Source organism: Streptomyces clavuligerus, from assembly GCF_005519465.1.
In the GTDB taxonomy this organism is placed as follows: Bacteria; Actinomycetota; Actinomycetes; order Streptomycetales; family Streptomycetaceae; genus Streptomyces; species Streptomyces clavuligerus.
Genome location: NZ_CP027858.1, coordinates 3654531 through 3680342, shown reverse-complemented (window position 1 = coordinate 3680342; position 25812 = coordinate 3654531). Strand labels below are relative to the sequence as shown.

The 25812-nt window shown below is 73.9% G+C and carries 18 protein-coding genes; 10 read left to right on the top strand and 8 right to left on the bottom strand.

Annotated elements, in window-relative coordinates; translation table 11 throughout:
• Positions 1-233: 233 nt before the first annotated feature.
• The 5 genes from CRV15_RS15425 to CRV15_RS15405 all read right to left on the bottom strand — a co-directional run bounded on the left by CRV15_RS15425 (position 234) and on the right by CRV15_RS15405 (position 4482).
• Positions 234-1292, bottom strand: coding sequence for an aspartate-semialdehyde dehydrogenase (locus CRV15_RS15425; protein ID WP_003958775.1), 1059 nt, complete (start codon positions 1290-1292; stop codon positions 234-236).
• Positions 1289-2560, bottom strand: a complete 1272-nt coding sequence (locus CRV15_RS15420; RefSeq protein WP_003958776.1) for an aspartate kinase — start codon at positions 2558-2560, stop codon at positions 1289-1291. The genes CRV15_RS15425 and CRV15_RS15420 overlap by 4 nt, the downstream gene beginning before the upstream one ends.
• Before the next feature lie 245 nt (positions 2561-2805).
• Entirely contained in the window at positions 2806-3462 is a 657-nt protein-coding gene (locus CRV15_RS15415) for a DUF5063 domain-containing protein (protein WP_003958777.1), read from the bottom strand.
• Entirely contained in the window at positions 3455-4054 is a 600-nt protein-coding gene (recR, locus tag CRV15_RS15410; RefSeq protein ID WP_003958778.1) for a recombination mediator RecR, read from the bottom strand. Before recR ends, CRV15_RS15415 begins: the two co-directional genes overlap by 8 nt.
• A 92-nt stretch (positions 4055-4146) precedes the next feature.
• Positions 4147-4482: a YbaB/EbfC family nucleoid-associated protein gene (locus CRV15_RS15405; RefSeq protein ID WP_029182966.1), complete on the bottom strand. Its 336-nt coding sequence runs from the start codon at positions 4480-4482 to the stop codon at positions 4147-4149.
• A 336-nt stretch (positions 4483-4818) separates the two neighbouring features.
• Here CRV15_RS15405 and CRV15_RS15400 point away from each other — a divergent pair, with 336 nt between their 5' ends.
• Positions 4819-5589 (top strand): SLATT domain-containing protein, encoded by a 771-nt coding sequence (locus tag CRV15_RS15400; protein WP_003960943.1) that lies wholly within the window; start codon positions 4819-4821, stop codon positions 5587-5589.
• A gap of 18 nt (positions 5590-5607) precedes the next feature.
• Here the strand turns inward: CRV15_RS15400 and CRV15_RS15395 are convergent, their stop codons facing one another.
• On the bottom strand, positions 5608-6453 hold the full coding sequence (locus CRV15_RS15395; RefSeq protein WP_009996645.1) for a serine/threonine-protein kinase: 846 nt from the start codon (positions 6451-6453) through the stop codon (positions 5608-5610).
• Between the two features lie 152 nt (positions 6454-6605).
• Here CRV15_RS15395 and CRV15_RS15390 point away from each other — a divergent pair, with 152 nt between their 5' ends.
• The 8 genes from CRV15_RS15390 (at position 6606) to CRV15_RS15355 (ending at position 19042) form a co-directional block, all read left to right on the top strand.
• On the top strand, positions 6606-7889 hold the full coding sequence (locus CRV15_RS15390; RefSeq protein WP_003960945.1) for an adenylosuccinate synthase: 1284 nt from the start codon (positions 6606-6608) through the stop codon (positions 7887-7889).
• Between the two features lie 252 nt (positions 7890-8141).
• The gene (locus CRV15_RS15385) at positions 8142-8702 is read left to right on the top strand and encodes an RICIN domain-containing protein (protein WP_029182967.1); all 561 of its coding nucleotides are present in this window, start codon (positions 8142-8144) and stop codon (positions 8700-8702) included.
• Positions 8703-8981: 279 nt separating this feature from the next.
• Positions 8982-10769 carry a DUF11 domain-containing protein gene (locus CRV15_RS15380; RefSeq protein WP_009996649.1) on the top strand — a complete coding sequence of 596 codons (1788 nt, stop codon included), beginning with the start codon at positions 8982-8984 and terminating at the stop codon, positions 10767-10769.
• Positions 10770-10867: 98 nt separating this feature from the next.
• Positions 10868-13090 (top strand): DUF11 domain-containing protein, encoded by a 2223-nt coding sequence (locus CRV15_RS15375; RefSeq protein ID WP_003960947.1) that lies wholly within the window; start codon positions 10868-10870, stop codon positions 13088-13090.
• An 84-nt stretch (positions 13091-13174) separates the two neighbouring features.
• Positions 13175-15343, top strand: a complete 2169-nt coding sequence (locus CRV15_RS15370; protein ID WP_003960948.1) for a COG1361 S-layer family protein — start codon at positions 13175-13177, stop codon at positions 15341-15343.
• 216 nt (positions 15344-15559) lie between these two features.
• Positions 15560-16783: an esterase/lipase family protein gene (locus CRV15_RS15365; protein WP_003959130.1), complete on the top strand. Its 1224-nt coding sequence runs from the start codon at positions 15560-15562 to the stop codon at positions 16781-16783.
• 331 nt (positions 16784-17114) lie between these two features.
• Positions 17115-17519 carry an SSI family serine proteinase inhibitor gene (locus tag CRV15_RS15360; protein WP_003960949.1) on the top strand — a complete coding sequence of 135 codons (405 nt, stop codon included), beginning with the start codon at positions 17115-17117 and terminating at the stop codon, positions 17517-17519.
• Positions 17520-17674: 155 nt separating this feature from the next.
• Positions 17675-19042, top strand: coding sequence for an aspartate aminotransferase family protein (locus CRV15_RS15355; protein ID WP_003959133.1), 1368 nt, complete (start codon positions 17675-17677; stop codon positions 19040-19042).
• A gap of 244 nt (positions 19043-19286) precedes the next feature.
• Here CRV15_RS15355 and CRV15_RS36310 read toward each other — a convergent pair whose 3' ends face one another.
• Positions 19287-23330, bottom strand: coding sequence for an nSTAND1 domain-containing NTPase (locus tag CRV15_RS36310; protein WP_009996654.1), 4044 nt, complete (start codon positions 23328-23330; stop codon positions 19287-19289).
• Between the two features lie 204 nt (positions 23331-23534).
• On the opposite strand from CRV15_RS36310, the gene CRV15_RS15345 reads away from it, so the two are divergent.
• The gene (locus tag CRV15_RS15345) at positions 23535-25040 is read left to right on the top strand and encodes a glycosyltransferase family 39 protein (protein WP_003960951.1); all 1506 of its coding nucleotides are present in this window, start codon (positions 23535-23537) and stop codon (positions 25038-25040) included.
• A gap of 293 nt (positions 25041-25333) precedes the next feature.
• Here the strand turns inward: CRV15_RS15345 and CRV15_RS15340 are convergent, their stop codons facing one another.
• Positions 25334-25777, bottom strand: coding sequence for a hypothetical protein (locus CRV15_RS15340; protein WP_003960952.1), 444 nt, complete (start codon positions 25775-25777; stop codon positions 25334-25336).
• Between the last annotated feature and the right edge of the window lie 35 nt (positions 25778-25812).

Here is a 25812-nt window from a genome sequence, read left to right as displayed (position 1 = left end):
CCATGTCCGCGGCACCGTCTCTGAGGTGCACGCCAAGACGCCTCCCGCCCGGCCGCCGGTTGCGGTACGGGGAGAGAAGAATTTTCGGCCAACCGCGTCCCCGGGGCCAAACGTTTTAGCTCCGCCTTACAGACACAGCGCAGTCACAGGTTGTTCACAGATCCTACAAAAGTGAACGACATTCGTGTCCAGGCCCGATCATGAAACGATGCGATCGGGGGTTTGAGCAACCATCACCGGGGGAATTCTGCGGCGATCAGCTCCGCGATGCGGGCGGAGTTGAGGGCCGTGCCCTGCCGGAGGTTGTCCGCGCAGAGGAACAGCTCCAGCGCGCACGGGTCGTCGGGGGCGCGGCGCACCCGGCCCGCCCAGGTGGGATCGGTGCCGACGACATCGGCGGGGGTGGGGAAGTCGCCCAGCGCCGGTTCGTCGTAGAGGACCACGCCCGGTGAGGTCGCCAGGACCTCGTGCGCCTTCGCGACGGTGACCTCGTCCTCGAAACGGGCGTGCACGGTGAGCGAGTGGGCGGTGAGGACGGGGACGCGGACGCAGGTCGCGGCCACCTTCAGCGCGGGGAGTCCGAGCACCTTGCGGGTCTCCTCGCGCAGCCCCAGCTCCTCGGAGGACCAGCCGTCGGAGCGGACCGCTCCGGTCCAGGGCACCACATTGAGCGCGAGCGGCGCGGGCAGCGGACCGAGCCGCCCCTCGCCCACGGCCCGGCGGACGTCCCCGGTGGCGGTGCCCAGCTCGGTACCGGCCACCAGCGCGAGCTGTTCCCGCAGCGCGGCCACGGCGGCCCGCCCGGCGCCGCTCGCCGCCTGGTACGAGGAGAGCACCAGCTCCCGCAGGCCGAACGCGGCGTGCAGCGCGCCCACGGCGGGCAGCAGGGTGAGGGTGGTGTCGTGGGGGCTCGCGACGATGCCCCGCGGACGCAGCCGCGCGGCGTGCGGATTCAGCTCGGGGACGACCAGGGGGACATCCGGGTCGAGCCGGAAGGCGTCGGAGCTGTCGACGACCACCGCGCCCCGGGAGACGGCGACCGGCGCCCAGCGCGCGGAGACCTCCCCGGGGGTGAGGAAGAGGGCGAGGTCCACGCCCGCGAGGGCGTCCTCGTCCAGCGCCAGGACGGCGCACTCCTCCCCGCGCACGGACAGCACGCGGCCGGCCGAGCGCGGGGAGGCGATCAGTCGTATCCCGCCCCAGACATCCTCGTGACGGGTGAGGATCTGGAGCAGTTCCGAGCCGGCGGCCCCGGTCGCACCGACGACCGCGAGCGCCGGCTTGCGGGTCATCGCCCGGTGCCCCCGTAGACGACCGCCTCGTCGGAGTCGCTGTCGAGCCCGAAGGCGGTGTGCACGGCGCGCACGGCCTCGGTGACGTCGTCGGCGCGGGTCACCACCGAGATACGGATCTCGGACGTCGAGATCAGCTCGATGTTGACGCCCGCGTTCGCCAGCGCCTCGAAGAAGGTGGCGGTGACCCCGGGGTTGGTCTTCATCCCGGCGCCGACCAGCGAGATCTTGCCGATCTGGTCGTCGTAGCGCAGCGACTCGTAGCCGATCTCGCCCTTGGCCTTCTCCAGGGCGTCGATGGCCCGGACCCCGTCCGTCTTGGGCAGGGTGAAGGAGATGTCGGTGAGGGCCGTGGCCGCCGCGGAGACGTTCTGCACGACCATGTCGATGTTCAGCTCGGCGTCGGCGATGGTCCGGAAGATGGCCGCGGCCTCGCCCGGCTTGTCCGGCACCCCGACGACCGTGACCTTCGCCTCGGAGACGTCGTGGGCGACTCCGGAGATGATGGCGTGCTCCACCTGCTGGTCTCCCTGCGGTTCGTTGCTGACCCAGGTGCCGCGCAGGCCGGAGAACGACGAGCGGACATGGATCGGGATGTTGTATCGGCGCGCGTACTCGACGCAGCGGTGCAGCAGCACCTTGGACCCGGACGAGGCCAGCTCCAGCATGTCCTCGAAGGAGATCCAGTCGATCTTCCGGGCCTTGGGGACCACCCGGGGGTCGGCGGTGAAGACGCCGTCCACATCCGTGTAGATCTCGCAGACCTCGGCGTCCAGCGCCGCCGCGAGCGCGACCGCGGTGGTGTCGGAGCCGCCCCGGCCCAGGGTGGTGATGTCCTTCTTGTCCTGGGACACGCCCTGGAAACCGGCGACGATGGCGATATTGCCCTCGTCCAGCGCGGTCCGGATACGGCCCGGCGTCACATCGATGATGCGCGCCTTGTTGTGGACCGAGTCGGTGATGACGCCCGCCTGGCTGCCCGTGAAGGACTGGGCCTCGTGGCCCAGGTTTTTGATCGCCATGGCCAGCAGTGCCATGGAGATGCGCTCTCCCGCGGTCAGCAGCATGTCGAACTCGCGCCCGGCAGGGATCGGCGACACCTGCTCCGCGAGATCGATCAGCTCGTCCGTCGTGTCGCCCATCGCGGACACCACGACAACGACCTGATGGCCGTTCTTCTTGGCATCCACGATCCGCTTGGCGACGCGCTTGATGCCCTCGGCATCGGCAACGGAGGAGCCTCCGTACTTCTGCACGACAAGGCCCACGTGCGCTCCTCGCTCGGTTCTCCACCGCAGCTCGGTACTGCGGTCGGCTCAGTCTAACGAGCGACCTGAATCACTCCTTTTACATTCACATCGTGAGATGTTCCGCTCAAGGAGTGATCACAGTCGCGTTCGGACGACTACTGCCCCGGGAACGGCGCTGTACGCGGGGGTGTGCGGCGGCTCACAGCCCTCCCGGCCGGCCGGCCGGTGCCGTGAGCCTGTCTCCCAAGGGCTGGGAGGGTCGCTCAGAGGCCGGGACGGATGCCCAGCGGGGCGGCGATCTCCTCGGCCATCACCCGGCCCGCCTCCTCCGCCAGCGCCTCCTCGGCCAGCTCGTCGGTGTCCAGCCCGTCCAGCTCCTCCAGCGGCTGGTCCAGCCGGACATGGGCCACCAGGGACTGGAGCGCCCGCAGGGTGGCCGAAGCGGTCGGGCCCCAGTTGGAGAAGTACGAGAACTGCCACCACCACAGCGCCTCCGAGGTCCGGCCCGCCCGGTAGTGGGCCAGACCGTGGCGCAGATCGGTGACGATGTCGGCGAGGTTGTCGGAGATCCGGTAGGCCACCGGCGCCTTGCGCGGCTCGTACGGGTCGAAGACCTCGGAGAACACATCCACCGGGTCCAGCAGCCGGGCGAAGCGCTCGCGCAGCTCGTCCACATCGGGCTCCGGGCCCGTGTCCGGCTCGTACCGCTCGTCCGGCACGATGTCCTCGTGCGCGCCCAGCCGTCCGCCGGTCAGCAGCAGCTGGGAGACCTCCAGCAGCAGGAAGGGCACGGCACTGTCGGGCTCGTCGCCCTTGGCGACCTCGGCGGTCGCGACGATGAAGGACTCGATCGAATCCGCGATCTGGACCGCGAAGTCCCCCGGGTCCTGGTGCGTCGCGTGCAGCATGACGTCAGACATCGAGAAGTCGTCTCCCCTCGAAGGCACGCCCGAGCGTGACCTCGTCGGCGTATTCCAAGTCTCCCCCCACGGGCAGACCACTGGCCAGCCGGGTGACTTTCAAACCCATCGGCTTGATCATGCGCGCCAGATAGGTCGCCGTCGCCTCGCCCTCCAGATTGGGGTCCGTGGCCAGGATCAGCTCGGTCACCGTGCCGTCGGCCAGCCGCGCCAGCAGCTCACGGATCCGCAGATCGTCGGGGCCGACGCCCTCGATGGGGCTGATCGCCCCGCCCAGCACGTGATAACGCCCCCGGAACTCGCGGGTCCGCTCGATGGCCACGACGTCCTTGGACTCCTCCACCACACAGATGACGGCGAGATCCCGGCGCGGGTCGCGGCAGATGCCGCACTGCTCCTCCTGCGCCACATTGCCGCAGACCGAGCAGAACCGGACCTTCTCCTTCACCTCCAGCAGGGCGTGCGCGAGCCGACGGACGTCGGTCGGCTCGGCCTGGAGGATGTGGAAGGCGATCCGCTGCGCGCTCTTGGGCCCGACGCCGGGCAGTCTGCCCAGTTCGTCGATGAGGTCCTGAACCACGCCTTCGTACAACGGACTGCCTCTCCTCGGGTCGTACGGCCCTGTGCCCCGTACGGTAGTTGTTCCGCCCGGCCCTTAGAAGGCCGAATCCTCGGGGCCGGAACTCAGAAGGGCAGTCCCGGCATCCCGCCGAGGCCCTGGGCGAGCGGGCCCAGCTTGTTCTGCTGGAGCTGCTGGGCGTTCTCGTTGGCCGCCTGGACCGCGGCGACGACCAGATCGGCCAGGGTCTCCGTGTCCTCCGGGTCCACGGCCCTGGGGTCGATCACCAGCGCCCGCAGCTCACCGGAGCCGGTCACCGTCGCGGTCACCAGACCGCCGCCCGCCTGGCCCTCGACCTCGGTCCGCGCCAGCTCCTCCTGAGCCCGCGCGAGATCCTGCTGCATCTTCTGGGCCTGCTGGAGAAGCTGCTGCATATTGGGCTGGCCACCACCGGGGATCACGGTCACTCCAGGCACGTCGACAACGATGTTCGGTCGTCCCGAGCCTACGTGGTCACCGAGCGCGGCGCCGCACCCCGCGACGCCACCTCTTTCGAGTGACCGGCCCGCGGCCCCCGGGGCGCCCCTGCGGCTGATCACGGCCCGCCCGCCGGGGGAGGGGCCGCGCACCGGGCCGCGCGGGCGCGCGTTCGGCGGTAGGAAGGGCACGCGTGCCCCGCGCACGCCACGGACATATGACGGACCCGCGCGTGCGCGACGAACGCGCGTCCGCGCCCGTACCCGCCCGTGCACGGAGAGCGACCGGGGCGCCCCGGAGCGGCGCCGCCGTACGTACCGATGCAGAGGAGTGTCCCGGTGAGCCAGCCGGAGATGCAGCCCGGGCCGGGGAGACCGCCCCGGGGGGAACGCGGCGAGCGCGCCCGCGGTGATCTGACCGGGCGGCCCTTCCCGCACGGCGACTGGGGAGTCCCCGCCGAACGTCTGGACGAGCTGTACCACTGGTGCGAGACGGGGGCGCTGCGCACCGCCGAGTGGTATCTGGCCGACCGGGTCGGAAAGCGCCGCACCGGGCGGGCGCTGCGGCTGGCCGGGGCCGTCGGCCTCACCACCGGGGCCGGGCTGCCGCTGGCGGACCTCACGGGGGTGGTTCCCGGGGCCGCGGCCTGGGGCTCGCTCGCGCTGCTGCTGGGGGCGGCGGCGCTCGCGTGCGACCGGTACTTCGGGGTCACCGCCGGGTGGATGCGGAACGTGGCGACGGCGCAGGCGGTGCAGCGGCGGTTGCAGCGGCTCCAGTTCGACTGGGCGACGGAGAGCGTCCGCGAGGTGCTGGGACCGGCCGAGGGGACGGCGGCGGAGGCCGCCGAGCGCTGTCTCGGGGTGCTCCGCCGGTTCTCGGAGGACGTGCTGGAGCTGGTCGGCGCGGAGACGGCGGAGTGGATGCGCGCGTTCGCCGCGCCCCCGCCCCCGCTCGCACCGCACCCGGCCCCGCTGCCCGTCCCCCCGCTCCGCGCCCCCCTTCCGGACCCGCTCCCGCCGCCCCGCTTCCCCCTCCCCCCGGGCCCCCGCCCGAACATGCCGCGCCAGCGCCCCCCGGAGCCACCGCGCTGAGCCCCGCCGAAGGCGCTGTCAGCCGTTCGGCGGGGTGGGTCCCGACGGGCTGAGGTGCTCGGCGTCCGGGCCCGTCTTCGCCGGGGGGAGGGTCAGGCCCCAGGCTCCCGCGCGGACCGTCCAGGTACGGGTGCGGACCGGCCCGGTGACCGTCGCGTCGGCGCGGTAGCGGAAGTCCGGGCCGGAGACGGTCACCGTCAGGGCCCTCGCGGTCAGGGGGGCCTCCGGGCCGCCGGGCCGGACGGTCACCTCGGCCCGGCCGCCCACCGCGCGGACCGTCACCGTCTCCACCTCGCGGTCGCGGTCGGACAGCACCACCCCGTCCGCCTCCACCCGCAGCCGGTGGCCGCCGGGGACCGGGGCCGAGCGGACCAGGGAGCGGGTGACCATCCGCAGCACCGCGCGGACCGGACGCGGACCGGGCGGGGCGGGGGCCACCGGGATGGCCAGCCCGCCCACCACCACCCCGTCGCTCTCGTCCACCAGCAGGTCCCGCCGCCTGACCACCCCGTCCAGCACCGCGCGGGCCGCCGCGACCGCGCCCCTCGGCACCCCCAGCGAGTGCGCGAGCTGCACCATCGGCACGGGCCCCACCGGAACCAGCCCCAGCGCCCCGTCCCCCAGCCAGCGGTCCCGGTGCAGCAGGGTCACCGCCCGCAGCAGCGCCCGGTCGTCGCCGACCACCACGGGGCGCCTGGACCCCCTGCGGGCGAGGGCTCTGGCGAACTCCTCCGGACCGTCCGGAAGGCAGATCTTCACGGATGATCCGCCACACAGCACATCTTTCGCGATCCGAACGGACTCGCCGTCGCTTCGGCGGGCGACCGGGTCGATGACCACCAGCAGCTGGTCGTGAGCCGACACCTCGGTCCTTCCTCGGGTAGCATCTTTGTGCAAGAGCCCCTTGCGCTATTGCGCCAGGGGCTTCGTCTATTCCGGGGCAACCGGTCCGCGGACTCAGGCACGGCTCACGCCCCTGACCTTGGACATGCCCCGCCCGGAAGGGGTGTACGCCTGTGCCCGCACTTGTGCTGCTCGGTGCTCAGTGGGGTGACGAGGGCAAGGGAAAGGCCACCGACCTGCTCGGTGGATCAGTGGATTATGTGGTGCGCTACCAGGGCGGCAACAACGCCGGCCACACGGTCGTCGTCGGCGACCAGAAGTACGCGCTGCACCTGCTCCCTTCCGGAATCCTCTCCCCGGGGTGCACCCCGGTCATCGGCAACGGTGTCGTGGTCGACCCGGCCGTCCTGCTCTCCGAGCTGAGCGGGCTCAATGACCGGGGCGTCGACACCTCCAAGCTGCTGATCAGCGGAAACGCCCATCTGATCACCCCGTACAACGTCACGCTCGACAAGGTGACGGAACGGTTCCTCGGGAAGCGCAAGATCGGCACGACCGGCCGCGGCATCGGCCCGACCTACGCCGACAAGATCAACCGTGTCGGTGTCCGGGTCCAGGACCTGTACGACGAGTCGATCCTCCAGCAGAAGGTCGAGGCGGCGCTGGAGTCCAAGAACCAGCTCCTCGCCAAGGTCTTCAACCGCCGCGCCATCGAGGCGGAGCAGATCGTCGAGGAGCTGCTGGGCTACGCGGACCAGATCAAGCCCTTCGTCGCCGACACCACGCTGATCCTGAACAACGCCATCGACGACGGCAAGGTCGTGCTGTTCGAGGGCGGCCAGGGCACCCTGCTCGACGTCGACCACGGCACGTACCCCTTCGTCACCTCGTCCAACCCGACCGCGGGCGGTGCCTGCACCGGCGCCGGTGTGGGTCCGACGAAGATCAGCCGGGTCATCGGCATCCTCAAGGCGTACACGACCCGCGTGGGCGCCGGTCCGTTCCCGACCGAGCTGTTCGACCAGGACGGCGAGGACCTGCGCCGCATCGGCGGCGAGCGCGGTGTCACCACCGGCCGGGACCGCCGCTGCGGCTGGTTCGACGCCGTGATCGCCCGTTACGCGACCCGGGTCAACGGCCTCACGGACTTCTTCCTCACCAAGCTGGACGTCCTCACCGGCTGGGAGCAGATCCCCGTCTGTGTCGCGTACGAGATCGACGGCAAGCGGGTCGAGGAGCTGCCCTACTCGCAGACCGACTTCCACCACGCGAAGCCGATCTACGAGATGCTGCCGGGCTGGTCCGAGGACATCACCAAGGCGAAGACCTTCGACGACCTGCCGAAGAACGCGCAGGCGTATGTGAAGGCGCTGGAGGAGATGTCGGGCGCGCCGATCTCCGCGATCGGTGTCGGCCCCGGCCGGACCGAGACGATCGAGATCAACTCCTTCCTGTGATCCCCTGATCCGCCGATCTCCTGATCACACGCCGGTGCCCGGACGGGGTTTCCCGTCCGGGCACCGGCGTGTGCGACCCCCGGCCCCGGGTCTCCAGGGCCCCGGGGGCCCCAGGGACCCCGTGGGGGGACATTCCGAACCGATGTGCGCGGCCCCGCCGGGGAGTGACCTCCGCCACCCTGGCTACGTATAGCCACGGCGCACACGCGCACGGTCGCCCCTCCGGGACGGCGCACGGCAAGGGGAGGACGCATGATCACAGCTTCTCGACGGACCGCCGCGGCGGTGGCAGCGGCCCTGGCGGCCGGTACCGCGCTGCTGTTCGGCGGGCCCGGCCCGGCGGCGGCCAGCCCGGAGCCCGGCGGGTCCGGCGCCCACTCCGTCCCCGTACGGCAGGTCTCGCTGCGGCTGGCGAGCGACGCGACCCAGGTCGCCGATGTGTACGACGACGGCCTGGCGGACGACACGAAGATCATCGAGTGGCACTTCAAGCGCTCCGCGAACCAGCTCTGGGAGCCCGACGACATGGGCAGCGGGTACGTCCGCTTCAAGAACGTCCACAGCGGCAAATGCCTGAAGGTCAAGGGTGCCTCCACGGAGCAGAACGCACAGATCGTCCAGGGGCCCTGCGGCACCGAGCCGAGCGAGCAGTGGAAACTGCTGCCGAAGGGCAACGGCCATCAGCTCGCGGCCCGGTCCACCGGGATGTGCATCAACGTCCGGGGCGGGGTCGGGGCGGGCAATGAACTGATCCAGCACCCCTGTTACGAGAACGGGGCACCGAACGACGTCTGGCTCGTCGTCTGGGAGTGACCATGGAGAGGGCGGACCGCGGGGGTCCGCCGACAGCGTGGGGCGGGTCGTCCGGTGTGGGGCCGGACACCCGCCCCACGCCCATGTCCGGCCCCGTTCCCGGCCCGCCCGGGGGCTCCGCCTGCCGGAGTACCGCGGCCGGTCCCGTCGGGGTGCTTCCGTTGGTACAAAACAGCTAAAAGATGACGATTATCAGATAAATAACGCATACGGGGGGAGGGTAGCTGTCTGTGGATCACCCGTCGACGAGGTCGCTGAGCGGCACGGAGGGCACCCCGTATGAGAACCATCCACCGACGGCCCGGCGCGTCCGTCCGCCGGGCCGGTGGCGTGCTCGCGGTCTGCTGCGCGCTGGCGGCCGGGGGGCCGGGCCCGGCGGTCGCCCTCGCCGCGCGGGCCGCCCAGGACCCCGGCGGAACGGCCGCCGCCCCGGCTCTTTCTCCGACCGCCAACCCGGCTGACGCCCCGGCGGAACGGGCGTCCGGCACCGCCGACCTCGCGATCCGGGCCGAGCGGACGCCCCGGGGCCCCGGCCGTCCCGGCGCCGCTGACACCGCCGGCGCGGGTGCGACCACCGGGGCGGCCACGGCCGCCCCCCGGCCCGCCGCCGGGTCCGGGCTGGACGGGGACGGCCCGGAGGCGGCGGACGCCCCCGGCGCCGACGACGGCCGGGACGACGACACCGACCGGGACGACGCCGACGAGGGCCGGGGCGACGACAGCGGTGACCGCGCCGCCGCCACCGCCGACGGGCCCGAGGCCGCGGCCCCCGGCCTCCCCGCCCTCCCGATCCCCGGTCTGGTGCAGCTCGTCGACGGCGAGAACATCTTCGAGTACCGGATCACCGTGACGAACCACGGTCCCTCCCAGGCGGTCGGCGTCCTGGTGACCGACGAGCTGCCCGATGCCCTCGTCTTCGACTCCTCCCCGGACGGCTGCACCGCCCAGGGCAGGCGCATCACCTGCGGACCGCTGGCCCGGCTCGCCGCCGACGAGTCCCACTCCTGGCGGCTGATCGTCAAGCTGGCCGACGACTACACCGGCAACGGCTCCGACATCACCAACGTGGTCGGCGTCTCCTCGTCGACCGCCGACCCCGACCCGGCCAACAACACCGCGTCGACCACCGGGCTCCCGGTGACCCCCGGCACCGCCGACCTCGCGCTCACCAAGACCGCCGTCCTGCCGGAGGGCAAACGCTGGGTCAGCCCCGGCGACACCTACGCCTACCGGATCACCGTGCGCAACAACGGCCCCGCGACCGCCCTCCGGGTCCAGGTCACCGACCCGCTCCCGGAGGTGCTGCGGTTCGTCTCGTCCCCGGACGGCTGCACGGCGACGGGGCAGGACGTGCGCTGTCCGCGGCTCGACCGGCTGGCGCCCGGGGCCTCGGTCACCTACACGATCGACGTCCAGGTGCGGCAGCAGCCGCAGCCGCCGGTACGGGACGCGGGCACACCGCCCGCCGCCACCGCCACCACCGTCACCGCTGTCGACGGCGAGCAGACCGAGGCGGGCGGCGACGGAGGACACGGCGGCGGCCACGGCGGGAACGGAGGCCACGGGGACGGCGGCGGCCATGGGGACGGGCACGGCGGGAACGGAGGCCACGGGGACGGCGGCGGGCACGGCGGGAACGGAGGCCACGGGGGCGGGCACGGGCAGCTCAAGGAGATCGACAACATCGCGACGGTGACCTCCGCGACCCGTGACCCGGAGCCGGGGAACAACAGCAACCGGGCGGGCACCACCGGACCGGACGGCGGGCCGCTGTACCTCAGGACGGTGTCGAAGCCGCACCCCCACCCGCATCCGCACCCCAGCCCCTCGGGCCCCGGCGGCCCGGGTGGGCCGGGGCCGCACCACCCCGGAGAGCCCGGCGGACCCGGTGGACCGGGCGGACCGGGTGAGCCCGGCGGCCCCGGCCCGGGCGGCGGCCCCGGCCCCGGCGGCTCCCTCCCCCACACCGGCGGCGAGCTGCCCGCCTGGCTGCCCCGGTCCGCCGCGCTCTGCCTGGCGACCGGCTCGGCCCTGCTGCTGCTCGCCCGCCGGGCCCGCCGCCCCTGAGCACACGCCCCGCCGCGCCGGTGCCTCCCCAGGCACCGGCGCCCCACCACCCACCACCACGTGACGCGCGAGAGATCCGAGACGAGGGGTCCGCGGACATGAGACTCACCCGGCGCCGAGCCACCGCCTCCCGCCGAAGGCTCGCCCTGGCCACCCTGTGCGGGCTGCTGTTGCTGCTGGCCCCGCGGCACCCCGCCGTATCCACCGAGGCAGCCGGGACCGCCGCAGCCGCGGAAACCACCGGGACCGCCGCGGCCACCGGGACCGCGGCGGTCGCCCGGGCCGTCCCCGCGGCGGCCCCCGCGCGCGCCGCCGCCCCCCGGGCCCTCACCTTCCCCGTCCACGACCCCTTCGACTCGGCGGCGAGCAGCCTCGGCACCGCCGTCGGCAACGCCTCCTTCGTCAGCGGCGGCTGGCTCCGGCTGACCAGCAACGCGACCACCCAGGCCGGTGCCTGGGAGATGAACGACTCGTTCTCCACCGGTCTCGGTATCGTCGCCGAGTTCACCTACGCCACCTACGGCGGCTCCACCTTCGACGGCAAACGCGGCGACGGCCTCACCTTCTTCCTCGCCGACGGCACCGCCGCCAACGGAACCGGCGCCCCCGGCGGCTCCCTCGGCTACGCCTGCGGCGGCGGTCCGCCCACCTGCAACCGCTCCGGGGTCCCCGGCGCCTTCCTCGGCATCGGTGTCGACGAGTTCGGCAACTTCTCCAGCGCGGGCGTCGGCAACGGCGGGCCGGGCTCACAGTCCAACCGGATCGTGCTCCGCGGCGGCGGCAACGGCACCACCGGCTACCGCTTCGGCACCTCCAGCCCCGGCCCCACCCAGGGCGCCTCCTCCTGCTCCCTCCCCAGCACCTCCGTGGAGACCTGCGGTCGCGGCGACTACCGCACCATCCGGGTCACCGTGATGCCGAACGCCGGGCAGCTCCTCGTCAACGTCTGGTCGGACACCGGTCCCGGCACCGCGCTCACCAAGCTCATCACCGACTTCAATGTGTCGACGATCGCCAACCAGCCCGCGCTGCCGTCGACGCTGAAGGTCGGTTTCTCCGGCGGCACCGGGCTGGCCACCAACATCCATGAGATCGGCGATCTGAAGATCAATGTCCCGGCGAACCTGTCGGTCACGAAGACCGCCAACGCCGCCACCGTCCCGGCGGGCACCGGCCCGGTCACCTACACCGTCCGGGTCTCCAACAGCGCCGACAACGACGTCACGGGCGCCGTGGTCCAGGACACCGTGCCCGGACTCACCCATGTGACCTGGAGCTGCACGGCGTCGACGGGCAGCTCCTGCGGGCAGGCGTCAGGCCGGGGCAACACCGTCAACACCACGGCGAATCTGCTGCGGAACGGCTCCGCGACCTACACCATCACCGGCACCGCGCCCGCGCAGCCGGCGACCCTCACCAACACCGCCACCGTCACCCCGCCCAGCGACCGCAGCGACACCGACACCAGCGACAACACGGCGAGCGTCACCACCACGGTGACGGCCCGCGCCGATGTCGCCGCGTTCAAGGCGGGCGTCGGCACCGGCCCCGTCTCCCCCGGGCAGCAGTTCGACTACCGGGTCACCGCGCAGAACAACGGCCCCTCCGACACGGTGAACGTGCGGCTGGCCGACACCCTCCCGGCCGGGCTGGCCTTCGTCTCGTCCGTCACCGGGTGCACGGCCTCGGGGCAGACGCTCACCTGTCCCCCGGTGTCGGGCCTGCCCGCCGGGCGCTCCTTCTCCTGGGTCTTCCGGGTGCTGCTGGACCCCGCGTACACGGGGGACGGCTCGGACCTCGGCAACACCGCGACGCTCAGCCATGACGTGTCCGACCCGGACCCCGCGAACAACACCTCGACGGCCGCTCCGCCACCCGGCGGGGTGACCGCCCCGACGGCCGATCTGAACGCCCTCAAACGGACGGTGACCACGGCGCCCATCGCCCCCGGCCAGACCTTCGAGTTCACCGTCACGGTCGCCAACAACGGCCCGTCGGTGGCCCGTCGGGTCCGGATCGACGACACGCTGCCGCCGGAGCTGACCTTCGTCTCATCGGCGGACCCGTGCACCGCGAACGGGCAGGCGGTGCGCTGCGGACCGGTCGCGTCGCTCGCCCCGGGCGCCTCGGTGACCTGGACGTTCCGGGTGCGGCTCGACCCCGCGTACTCCGGTGACGGCACCGACGTCCGCAACACGGCCACCGCGCGCGCGGACACCGAGGACCCGGACGAGTCCAACAACAGCGGTACGTCGGGACCGCCCGGGGGGCGGGTCCTCGGCCCGACCGCCGACATCGCCCTCACCAAGCGCACCGACTGACCCACCGACGGGACCCGGGCACCCGCCCGGTCCGGCAGCAGAGACGGAACTTCGGCCTCAGGAACGGAACGGAACCGATGTGACATGAGATCGAGACGACATGGACCCCTCAGGGCGCGGGCCGCCGTCGCCGCTCTGGCCTGTGTGCTGCCGCTGTGGTCGGGCCCCGGGCCCGCGCTGGCGGCGCCCCGGCCCGGCCCCGCCGTCGCCGCCGCGCCCGTGGGCGCGGCCCCCGCCGACGGTGTCCGGGGGGCGCGGGCCGCCCGGGTGGTGACCCGGCTGCACCGGGCCGCCGCGAGCGCCGAGGTACCGCCGGGCGGTCTGGTGACCTACACCCTCACCGCCACCAACCACGGCCCCTCCGTGGCCCGCGACGTCATCGCGACGGATGTGCTCCCCGAGGGCATGGAGTTCGTGTCGTCCGCCGACGGCTGCACCGCGTCCGGGCGGAACATCACCTGCGGCCCTGAGCCCCAGCTCTCCGTGGGCCAGACCAAGTCGTGGACCTTCGTCACCCGGATCAGCCCCTCGTACCAGGGGGACGGCTCCGACCTCGGCAACTCCGCCGACGGCACCTCGGAGGCCGTCGACCCCGACCCCGGCAACAACAAGCCGGACCCGGTGATCCCGCCCGGACCGTTCGACCCCGAGTCCGATCTGAGCACGGTGAAGACCTCCCTGGGCACCGGGCCGATCACCCCCGGCGAGGAGTACGAGTACCGCGTCACCACGGAGAACGCCGGTCCCTCCGACGCCCGCAACACGACCGTGACGGACACCCTGCCCGACGGGGTCTCGTTCGTCTCGTCCGGTGATCCGTGCACGGCCTCCGGGCAGCGCGTCACCTGCGGACCGCTCGCCCGGCTCACCCCCGGGTCCAGCGAGACCTGGACCTTCCGGGTCAAGCTCAGCGCGGCCTACAGCGGCGACGGGAACGATCTGCGGAACACCGCGACCTCGTCGTCCGACTCGGCCGACCCCGACCTCAGCAACAACACCTCGTCGGCGGTGCTCCCGCCCGGTGGGGTGACGGCGCCGCAGGCCGATCTGTGGACGGCGAAACGGCCGACCACCACGACGCCGATCTCCCCCGGCGAGACCTTCTCGTACGCGGTGACCGTCACCAACGACGGCCCCTCGCAGGCGCTGAACGCCCGGATCACCGACACCCTGCCCGATCCGCTCGCGTTCGTCTCGTCCCCCGACGGCTGCACCGCGAGCGGGCAGACCGTGAGCTGCGGACCGCAGCCGGTGCTCGCCCCGGGCGCGGCGAGGACCTGGACGTTCGTGGTGCGGCTCGACCCCAACTACCGGGGTGACGGCACGGACATCCGCAACACCGCGACCGTCACGTCGGACACCGCCGACCCGGTGCCCGGCAACAACACCAGCCCCGAGGTGGGGCTGCCCGGCAGCGCGGTCAACCAGCCGTACGCCGATCTCTCGGTGGTCAAGACGGCCGTGGGCACCACCCCGCCCGCGCCCGGCGAGTCCTTCGACTACCGCATCCGGATCACCAACAACGGCCCTTCGGCGGACGCGTTCAATGTCCGGCTCTCCGACGATCTGCCGCCGGGGCTGACCTATGTGTCCTCGTCGCCCGCCGGATGCACGGTCTCCGGGCAGATGGTGAGCTGTCGCCGGACCGCGCCGCTGGCGGTCGGGGACAGCGTCGAGTACACGCTCACCGTCCGGGTCGACCCCGCCTACCACGGGGACGGCAGCGATCTGGCCAACACGGCCCGGGTCACCGCCGACAACATCGACCCGAACAGCGAGAACGACACATCGACCGCGCTGCCGCCCGGCGGCACGGTCGCCACGCCCTCCGCCGACCTCGGGATCGAGAAGCGGCCGACGACCAGTACCCCGATCGCGCCCGGCGAGTACTTCGACTACGAGGTGACCGTGACCAACCACGGCCCCTCGCAGGCGGAGCAGGTCCGGGTGACGGATCTGCTGCCGACCGCGCTGAGCTTCGTCTCCTCGGACGACCCGTGCATGTCCGGCGACACGGTGGAGTGCGGGCCGCTCGACTCGCTCGCCCCCGGCGCCTCGGTGACCTGGGTGTTCCGGGTGAAGCTGGACCCGGAGTACGAGGGCGACGGCTCGGACATCCGCAACCGGGCCACCGTCCACTCGACGACCGAGGACCCGCAGCCGTCGAACAACACCAGCACGGCCGTCGGCACCCCGGGCGGCACCGTGAAGGAGCCCACGGCGGATCTGGAGGTGACCAAGAAGACCCCGTGACGGCGGAGGACCGGTCGCCAGGCGCACACCCCTCTCCCGGGTGGGCGCCTGGCGCCGTTCCGCCTGTAGTAGCACGCGATCCGCGCCCGCGCGGGGCGCGCCCGGTCTTTCCACTCGTACGAGCCGACTTCCGAGCGATGTTCGCCGTCGGACGACAACTGCTGTTCAAGCTGGGACCAGTTGTCACCGAGAGACGCGAGGGACCGAGGAAGACACATGAGCGAACCGACCGAGCACGAGATCTCCGCCGCCCTGCGAGCGACACCCCCGGCCCTGCTGGGCGCCGGGCCGCAGGAGCCGCCGGCCGGGAAGCCGCCGACGCCCGACGCCACCTGGGAGCTGCCCGGCGGCACGGCCTGGGTGTACTACGCGAATCCGCGCTTCGGTCTCGCCCGCCCGGTCCTCATCGCGGACGGCTTCAACTCCGGCCCCAGCACCCTGGAGTTCTCCTGGGCCGGGCTGGAGACCCGGAACTACCCGTTCATCAGCGCGCTGCGCGAACGCGGCCACGACGCCGTCCTCGTCGGCTTCGACGAGCGCAGCATCTCCATCCTCCAGAACGCCAGGACCGCCACGGCGGCGATCCTGCGGGCGAAGGAGGAGCGGCTGGGCGGGCATCCGCTCGTCGTCGGCGGCTTCAGCATGGGCGGGCTGGTCACGCGGTACGCCCTCGCCAAGATGGAGCACGAGGAGTACGACCACCAGACCGCCGTCTACTTCTCGTACGACAGCCCGCACCGGGGCGCCTACATACCGCTCTCGCTCCAGGCGTTCGCCCACTACATCCGGACCGTGGACGACCGCTTCTCCCGGCAGATCAACAGCACCGCGGCACAGGAGCTGCTGTGGCGGCACCTGCCCGAGTGGGACGCCCCGCCCAAGGTGAGCGAGCAGCGCAAGCACTTCCTGGCGGCGCTGCGGGACGTGGGCGACTGGCCGCGGCGGCCCCGCAGGCTCGGGGTCGCCAACGGGGTCTCCACCGGTGTGGGCAACGGGGTCGAGGCCGGGCGGACCGCCGTCCGGGGCAAGGGGATCGGTGTCATCGGCACCGATCTGCGCACCATGCCCGTCGACGACGACTCGCTCGCCGCGTCCCTGCGGTTCATCACCTCGCCCAAGCAGGAGGTCCACGCCCTGGGGCTGCCCGCCGCCGACGGGGCGCCGGGCGGCACGCTCGACAGCTACCGCATCCTCGCGAAGCAGCTCAACCGCGTCCTGGGGCTCGGGGTCGACAACCCGGTCCCCGAGCACTCCTTCGTCCCGACGGTCAGCGCGGTCGATCTGAACGGCCTCGACAGCGACGAGCAGCTCTATGGCGCCGTCGACGCTCTCGACCCGGGCGGGAGCGGTCTGGACGCGTTCCGCTGCGCCTCGCGGAACGAGGAGCACACCAAGGTCACCGAGGAGCTGTGCGGCTGGCTGCTGGACCGGTTCGCGTAGCCGAAGCCCGGGTCCCAACTCCCCGTTCCGTCACCGCCGTGTCCCATGCAAGTGATCATCATGTCCCCATGCTGATCCGCCCGGGGCGGGGAGTCTTCATTCACAGGGACGGGCCCCTCTCCCCCGTCCGAAGGAGAGGGCAGGGCGGCGTACTCCATCCGGGGTAGTCCGCCGGGTGTCGGCTGGCCGGTGCGGGGGGATCGGCGCTGATCTGGTTCTTTCTCTCTCCTTCTGTCCGGTGCCGTCCCTCCCTTTCGCTGCTTGTCGCGCCTTGTGGCGCCTTGCCCCTCATCGTTCCCCGCTGTTCCCTTCCCCACTGTCAGGAGTCACCATGCGCCGCCGCGCGGTCGTCCGTTCCGCCGTCCTCGTCTCCGCCGCCCTGCTGGGCCTCACCGCCGCCGGTCCCGCGGCGATGGCCACCGCGTCCGCCGAGGCCGGGCCGGGGCTGCTGCTGTCCGTCTCGGGACCGGGTGCCGACGGGGCCCGCAGCGTCACCCTGGTGTGCGACCCGCCGGGCGGCACCCACCCGCAGCCGGTGGCGGCGTGCGCGGCGCTCACGGCCGCCGGTGGCGACCCGAACGCGCTGGCCGGTGAGCCGGGGCTGTGCACGACGCTCTGGTCCCCGGTGACGGCGAGCGCCTACGGGGAGTTCCGGGGCGAGGTGGTCACCTGGCGGAAGACCTTCGCCAACGCCTGTGTGCTGCACCGGGACACCACACCCGTCTTCGACTTCTGAGCCCGCCGGTCCTCCAGGGCCTTCAGGGCTTCCGGGCCCTCGGCACGGGCCGGAGCGCGGGCGCGGGGCCGTACGACAGAACGCCGCAGGCGGGGGCCCCGCGCCCGACACAGTGGCCATGCCGTCCCGTACCCCGCGCTCCGTAGGCTCGGGCCATGACGACTCACGCCCGGCCGCCCGCCGACCCCGCCACCGCAGCCGCCGTCAAGGCGGCGGACCGCGCCCATGTCTTCCACTCCTGGTCCGCCCAGGAGCTGATCGACCCCCTCGCCGTGGCGGGCGCGGAGGGCTCGTACTTCTGGGACTACGACGGCAACCGCTATCTCGACTTCACCAGCGGCCTCGTCTTCACCAATATCGGCTATCAGCACCCCCGGGTCGTCGCCGCCATCCAGGAGCAGGCCGCGAAGCTCACCACCTTCGCCCCGGCCTTCGCCGTCGAGGCCCGTTCGGAGGCGGCCCGGCTGATCGCCGAGCGCACCCCGGGCGATCTGAACAAGATCTTCTTCACCAATGGCGGCGCCGAGGCGATCGAGAACGCCGTCCGGATGGCACGGCTGCACACCGGGCGGCCGAAGATCCTCTCCGCGTACCGCTCGTACCACGGGGCGACCGCCGCCGCGATCAACGTGACCGGTGACCCCCGGCGCTGGCCCTCCGACAGCGGCACCTCGGGGACGGTCCACTTCTGGGCGCCGTTCCGCTACCGCTCGCCGTTCTGGTCGACGAGCGACGCGGAGGAGGCCGAGCGCGCGCTGCGGCACCTGGAGGACACGATCGTCTTCGAGGGCCCGTCGACGGTGGCCGCGATCGTGCTGGAGACCGTCCCGGGCACCGCCGGGATCATGATGCCGCCGCCGGGCTATCTCCCCGGGGTGCGGGAGCTGTGCGACCGGTACGGGATCGTCCTGGTCCTCGACGAGGTGATGACGGGCTTCGGGCGGACCGGGAAGTGGTTCGCCGCCGAGCACTTCGGCGTGGTGCCCGATCTGCTGACCTTCGCCAAGGGCGTCAACTCCGGCTATGTCCCGCTCGGCGGGGTCGCCATCTCGGAGCGGATCGCGGCGACGTTCGCGACCCGGCCCTACCCCGGCGGACTCACCTACTCCGGCCATCCGCTGGCCTGCGCCGCCGCCGTCGCGACGATCCGGGTCATGGAGGACGAGGGGATCGTCGAGCAGGCGGCGCGGACCGGTGAGCGGATCGTCGGGCCGGGGCTGCGGGAGCTGGCCGAGCGGCACCCGAGCGTGGGCGAGGTGCGCGGCACCGGCCTGTTCTGGGCGCTGGACCTGGTCCGTGACCGCGAGACCCGGGAACCCCTCGTCCCCTACAACGCCAGTGGCGAGGCGAACGCGCCGATGGCCGCCTTCGCCGCCGCGTGCAAGCGGGGCGGGCTGTGGCCCTTCGTCAACATGAACCGGACGCATGTGGTGCCGCCGTGCACGATCGGCGAGGCGGAGCTGAAGGAGGGGTTCGCGGCGCTGGACGCGGCCCTGACGGTGGCGGACGGGTTCATGGCGTAGCCGCCCGGTCGGCAAGGGGCCCGGTACCCGGCCGCCGACGGGGTACCGGACCCGGCCGTACGCCGGACGCGGCGGGGTGCCGGGCCCCGCGCGCGGTCGGGACGGATGCCGGGGCCCCGCGCGCGGTCGGGACAGGCGCAGGGCCCGGCGCACGGTCAGGGCAGGTGCCGGGGCCCCGCGCGCGGTCGGGACAGGCGCAGGGCCCGGCGCACGGTCAGGGCAGGTGCCGGGGCCCCGCGCGCGGTCAGGACGAGCACCTCTGCAAGTCCGGGTGGTAGGAGTCGTCCTCCTGCGCGAACGCGGTCCAGGGGAGGGCCTCGATCCGGCGGCAGAGCGACTCGGCCACCTTCGCGGGGTCCAGCGCATGGGTACGGGACGCCACATGCGGGGTCGACACCCGCAGCGCCTTCCCGTCGGCGGTGAACGCGAGTGCCAGCACCGGGCCGTCGGCGGGCGGCAGCGGCACGCTGCGGTTCCGCCGGGTGTCCCAGAGCCGTATCCCCCCGCGGGCGTCGCCGACGGCGAGGGTCGCGCCGTCCGGGGAGAACGCGAACGCGACGGGCGGCTCGGCCCGGCTCCCGGGCGGACGCCCCTCCCCCGGGGCCAGCACGCGGGCGCGCCTCTCACCGAAGCCGTCCCAGAGGGTGACCCGGCCGCCCCCGTCGGCCATCGCCACGAAGTGGCCCTCGCGGGAGAAGGCCACCGAGACGGCCCGTCCCTCACCGTGCAGGAAGGCCGCGGAGTCGTCCCCCAGGTCCGTGAGCACCCGCTGACGCCGGTCGGTGAGGTAGCCGGGGCCGTCCGGCAGCCCGGTCAGCACCCTGCCCGCGCGGCTGTCGTGCGCGGTGGCCCAGCCGAAGCCGTACCCGTCGTCCTGCCGGGCGGCTGTCTCGAAGGCGGTCCGCCGGGGTGTCGACCAGGACACCCCGAGGGTGTCGTCGGCGACTTCGGGCGGGAGGAACGCCATCCCGGTGACCCCGGGCCGGGGCGGCAGGACGTACTCGGCCGGCCGCCGCTCCTCCGCCGGGAAGGAGTCAAACTGCCGGGATGTATCCGGGTCCAGGTCGTGGACGACGACCCGGCCCGAGGCGTCCAGCCGGGCGAAGACGTTCCCCGAGCCGTGCAGCGCCATCAGGGGACGGCAGGGCGCGGCGCACTCCCCGACCTCGGGGAAGCCGAAGCCCTGCCGCGGCCGTCCGTCGCCGTGGCGCAGCTCGTACGTCCGGGAGCGCGCGGTGGCCAGGACCTCCGCGTCCTCGTCGAAGGCGGCGGCGGAGAGCGGGGCGGGCTCCCAGGTCCGGGACGTGGTGGTGTCCACGGCCACGGTCCGCACGGTGAGGGCGGACTCCTCCCCCTCACGGAAGCGGACGGCTCCCTCCGCCAGGTCGAGCCGGAGATCGGAACGGGTGATACCGCTCATCGGCAGATGGAGGACGGGCGAGTCGGGCGCCTCCGTGCGCCAGATCTGGAGCGTGGTCGGGGTGAGGGTGGCGAGGTGCGCGCCGCCGGTGCCGAAGGCGAGTTGGGGCAGGCCGTCCGTGGTGATCCGGGGGCGTTCCCGGCCGGTGCGGACCTCGACGGTGCGGACGCCCGTCGCCGTGGCGAAGGCGAGAGCCCGGCCGTCGGGGGTGAAGCGGAACTCCCCGGGGCCGCAGCCGCCGCCGAGGCGGTCCGTCCAGGGGGTGTCCAGGGCCCGGCGGGCGCCGATGTCCCAGATCCGCAGCGGCCCCTCCTCCGGACAGTACGCCAGCAGCCCGGCGCCGGGGGCGACCCGGACGCGGTCGGTCCCGGGCCGGGTGTCGCGGGTGTCGAGGAGTTCCCGGCCGGTGGCCGTGTCCCAGACCTGGAGCGGGCCGCCGGGGGCCCGCGCGGCGAGCACCTCGCCCCCGGGGGCGAACCAGCCCCGGACCCCGCTCGCGCGCGGCCCGAACGAAGGTCCGGTGAAACGCCCTTGGACCAGGTCCCACATCCGGATGCCCCGGGCGGTGGCGAGGGCGACGAAGCGGTGGTCGGGCACGATGGCGACCAGCCGTTTCAGGTTTCCGCCGAGGCCGGGCACGGCCTGGTTCTCCAACTGGCCGCCGACGCCCCAGATCTCGCTGTTGTCGGGGGCCAGGGTGAGCAGGCTGCGGCCGTCGGCGCTGAGGTCGTGGCGCACCCCGGACGGGAACGACTGCCCGTCCGCGACCCGGTACACGGTGGAGTCCGGCTGTGCCGCCGCCGCGAACAGCGCCTCCCGGGTCTCCGGGGTGTCCGCCTTCCGCCAGGCGTCGACGCTGAGCCTGAGCGCGCGCGCCGGGTCCGACTCCCGCAGGGTGTTCGCGGTCTCGGCCGTCCGCCGGGCCTCCGCCTCCACCGCGCGGCGGTCGGCGGCCCGGCTGTCCCTCCAGACGGCGAGCCCGGCGACCGTGACGAGGCAGAGCAGGACCGAGAGGGTCGCGATGAGGGCGCGCAGCCGCCGGGTGGTCCGGGCCGTCGCCCGCAGGGCGGCGTCGTGGGAGCGGAGCGACGCGGCGAGGAAGTCCCGTTCCTGCGGGGTGAGGACGGCCTCGGTGCCGAGCGGGGCGGGGTCGCGGCGAGGGGCGCGGACGCGGCCCGCGCGGGTCCTGCGGTCGGCGAGCAGCCGGGAGCGGCGGACGCGGCGGGCGGTGCGGCGCAAGGCGCTCCGCCCGGCCGGGGGCGGTGCGGAGCCGTCGGCGGCGGGCCGGTCCTGCGGGGTGCCGAAGGTCTCCCGGGCCGCCGCGAGCTGGGCGCCCCGGTAGAGCGCGCCCTCGTCCCGGCCGAGGCGGTCCCAGGTGCGGGCCGCGTCGGTGAGCCTGCGGTGCAGCCGGAGCCGGTCGCGGTCCCGCTCGATCCAGCCGCGCAGCCGGGGCCAGCCCCGGATCAGGGCCTCGTGGGCGAGGTCGACGGTGCCGTCGTCGACGGTGAGCAGCCGGGCCCGGACCAGGCGCTCCAGGACCTGTTCGGACTCGGGCGCGCGGAGCAGTTCGGCGCGCCCGGCCGAGCGGCGGGTGTCCTCGGTGGCGTCGCCCGGGGAGATCAGCCGCAGCAGCAGCTCGCGCGCGGCCTGGGCCTCGGCGCCGGTGAACGAGCCGAAGACCTCCTCGGCGGTGTGGGCTATGGCCCCCTGGACCCCGCCGATCGCCTCGTACGCCGCCACGGTGAGGGTCCGTCCGCGCCGTCTGCGCCAGGTCTCCAGGAGGGCGTGGGACATCAGCGGCAGCCCGCCGGGCTCGTCGGCGACGTCCGCGACGACCCGGGCGGTGAGGGCCCGTTCCACGATCAGCCGTTCCGCCGTGGCGGGGCCGACGACGGCCGCCCGGAGCTGCTCGGGGGTCATCGCCCCGACGAGCAGCACCGACTCCTTGAGCGCGGCGGCGAGGGCGGGGTGTTCGGCGCACCGCCCGGAGAAGTCGGCGCGCACCGCGATGACGACCCGGCAGCCGGAGCCGGTCAGCAGCTCGATGAAGGCGTTCCGTTCGGCGGGGTCCCGGCAGAGGGTGAAGACCTCCTCGAACTGGTCGACGAGGAGCAGGGCGCCCTCGGTCATCAGGGCGCGGTGGGTCCGGGCGGGGGTGGGTCCGGGGGTGAAGACGCGGATGACGGAAGGAGCCGTTCCGTTCCGGGGGCCCGCCGGGCCGTTCCGGGGGACGCCGTCCGCCGGGCCGTTCCGCGAGCCGTTCCGCGGTGCGCCGTTCTGCGGTGCGCTCCGGGGGCCGCCGTTCCGGGGTGCGCCCTGTGGTGCGTTTTGCGGTGCGCTTTGTGGCCCTTCCTCCGGTCCGGCCGCCGTGCTGCCCGGCGCGCGTGCCGCTCCTCGGAGTGCCGGGACCAGTCCCGCGCGCAGCAGCGAGGACTTGCCGCTGCCGGAGGCGCCGACCAGGGCGGCGACCGGGTGGTGCCGGGTCAGCTCCAGCAGATCGGCGACGAGTTCGTCCCGGCCGAAGAAGTGGTCGCTGTCGTCCGTCCCGTACCGGGCGAGCCCGGGGTAGGGGGCGGCGGTGCCGTCCTCGACGGCCACCACGGGATCGTCGGCGAGGGCCCGGTGCCAGCGGCGCTCCCACTCGTCGGGGTCCCCGCCGCAGGCGGCCGCGTAGGCGAGGGTGACGGGGAGCGAGGGGAGCCGTTCCCCGGACGCGGCCGAGGAGAGGGTGGGCGCGGAGTACGGGGAGCCCTCGGCCATCGCCCGGTAGGTGGGCGAGCCCGCCGACCGCCGCAGCGCGCGCAGTTCGTTCGCGAAGGACTCCACCGGTCCGTCGGCGGAGTCCAGCGGCTTCTCCCGGCGTCCCATCCCCGTGCCCCGTCCCCTCGCCGTGTCCCGGCCGCCCCGCCGCCGTGCGGCGGTCGTCCCCGTGCCCCTGTGCGTTCCGGCCCGCCCCGTACGGCCCCGGACCGTCGACCTGTCCCCACCGACGGTCACCCGGGAGCGTAAATCAATTGATGGGTGCGGCGTGGGGGGCCTGCTTATCAATGCCGTGGCCGATGGACTCGACGCATGATCGATACCGCGACCGCTCCCGTCCCGCCGCCGCGCTCCCCGCGTTTCCGGCGCTCCTGGCGCGGGCTGCCGCCGGGGCGGCGCTCCACCCCCCGTGCCCTCCGTCCCGTCCGTGCCGCCCGTACCCGTGCGCCCTGGCAGGTCTGGCTGCCGCCCGCCGCGCTGGCGCTGCTGCTGGGGATGTGGGGACTGGAGCGCGAGGGGACGCTGTGGGGTGACGAGGCGGTCACCTGGGACATGGCCGGGCGGGAGCTGCCGGAGATCTGGCGGACCCTCGGCGCGGCGGACGCCGTCCACGGCCTCTACTACCTGCTGATGCACGGGGTGTTCACGGCCTGGGACCAGGGGCTGGTCCCGCTGCGGCTGCCGTCCGTGCTGGCGACGGCGGCGACCGCCGCCCTGGTCGCGCGGATCGGGCTGCGGCTCGCGGGCCCGCGGGCGGGGCTCCTCTCCGGTCTGGCGCTGGCGCTGCTGCCCGTGGTGCAGCGGTACGCGCAGGAGGGGCGTTCGTACGCGCTGGTGTGCGCGCTGGTCGCCTGGGCGACGCTGCTGCTCCTGGAGCGGCGGTGGCGGGCGTACGCGGCGGTGCTGCTGGGCGCCTGTCTGCTGCACGAGTTCGCGGTGCTGGCGCTGCTCGCGCACGGGGTGACGCTGTGGCTCGGCCGTCCGCCGGGGGCGCTCCGGCCGCCGCGCGGGTGGCTGTGGGCCGCGACGGCGGTGGTCGCCGGTCTGCTGCCGCTCGCGCTGCTCTCGATGACGCAGTCGGGGCAGGTGGCGTGGATCGAACAGCCGAGCACATCAAAACTGACGCGGTTCGCGGTGCTGGTGCTCGTGGGGCTGGTCTGCGCGGTGCTCCCCGGCGGTTCCCGGGCGCGGGTGCTCGCGCTGCCGCTGCTCGTCCTCCCCGGGGGGCTGCTGCTCGCGGTGTCCTTCGTGCACCCGCTCTACTCCGAGCGCTATGTCCTGTTCCACGCGATCGGGCTGGCGCTGCTGCTGGGCACGGTCCTGGACCGGTACTGGTCGAGGCTGGTGGCGGCGGGTGTGTCGGCGGCGGCGCTGCTGCATCTCGCGATCGAGGGGCCGGGGCTGCGTTCCCCGGCGAGCCGCACCGACAACGCGACGGCGGTCGCGGGGACCGTGGAGCGGCTGGCCCGGCCCGGGGACGGGGTGCTCTTCCTCACCGCGCAGCGGCGGGTGTGGACGCTGGCGCCCGGCGACTCCTTCCGGGGGCTGCGCGACCTCTCCCTGGACCGCACGCCGCGCGCCTCGGACACCCTGTACGGGACGGAGGCCCCGCCCGCCGTCGTCCGCGAGCGGCTGCTGAGCCACCCCGGGCGGGTGGTGGTGCTCCAGGACCGGACCGGGAAGTCCCAGGGCGCGGGGGCCTCGGACGCCGTGAAGCGGGAGGTTCTGGACCGGCACTTCCGGCTGGTGGAGGAGCGGCTGGTGAGCCGCGAACGGATCGGGGTGTACGTCCGGACGGACCGTCCGGCCGGTCGCTGAGCCCCCGCCCGTGAGGGGTGGCCCCGGGCGGGCGGGTGCCACCCGGCGGGGTTCCGGGCTCGCTGCCGCCACCGGCCCGGCCACACCCGGCGGGGCACCGGGGCCGGCCCCGCCCCGCACCCCCGGTCACCGATCTGGCTCCCAGGCCCCGGGCAGCCCGGCCCGACCGCATCGGGGCCGACCGGGCGTACCCGGCCGCCACGACCCACGGCTCCAGGCCCCCGGTGCCGCCACCCCGCCCGCCGCGCCCCGGCTTCCGCCCGGCCCGGCGGGCCCCGCCGGGCCGGGGGGGCTCACCCCCCGGCCTCCACCTCCAGGAAGCGCCGGCCGCCCGCGCCCCGGTAGAGCAGCGCCTCCCACCCCGCCTCCGCCAGCACCCGGGCGCACTCCCGCAGCCGTTCGTCCGCCGACAGCCGCGCCCCCTCGCCCGGCGGGCCGGTCCACTCCACGCGCACCGCGCCCGGCCGGTCCGAGGCGCGGACCCGGTAGCCGGTCTCCGTCCGTTCGCCGTCCGCGTCCACCGCCGACGCCGGAACGCCCGCCGCCTCCAGCGCGAGCGCGACCGCCCACACCATGCGCCCGCGCTCCCAGGGCGCGGGCGCGGCGCCGGTGAGCCGCCGGATCTGTATCAGCCCGGCGAAGGCCGCCCGTACCTCCGCCTCGCGCGCCGGACCGCCCCGCGCGGGCCCGTCCCCCGTGGCCGCCTGGAACGCTCCTTCTGCACCACTTTCCGCCATTTGCGCCTCACTTGGTCCACATACCGACTGGCCTA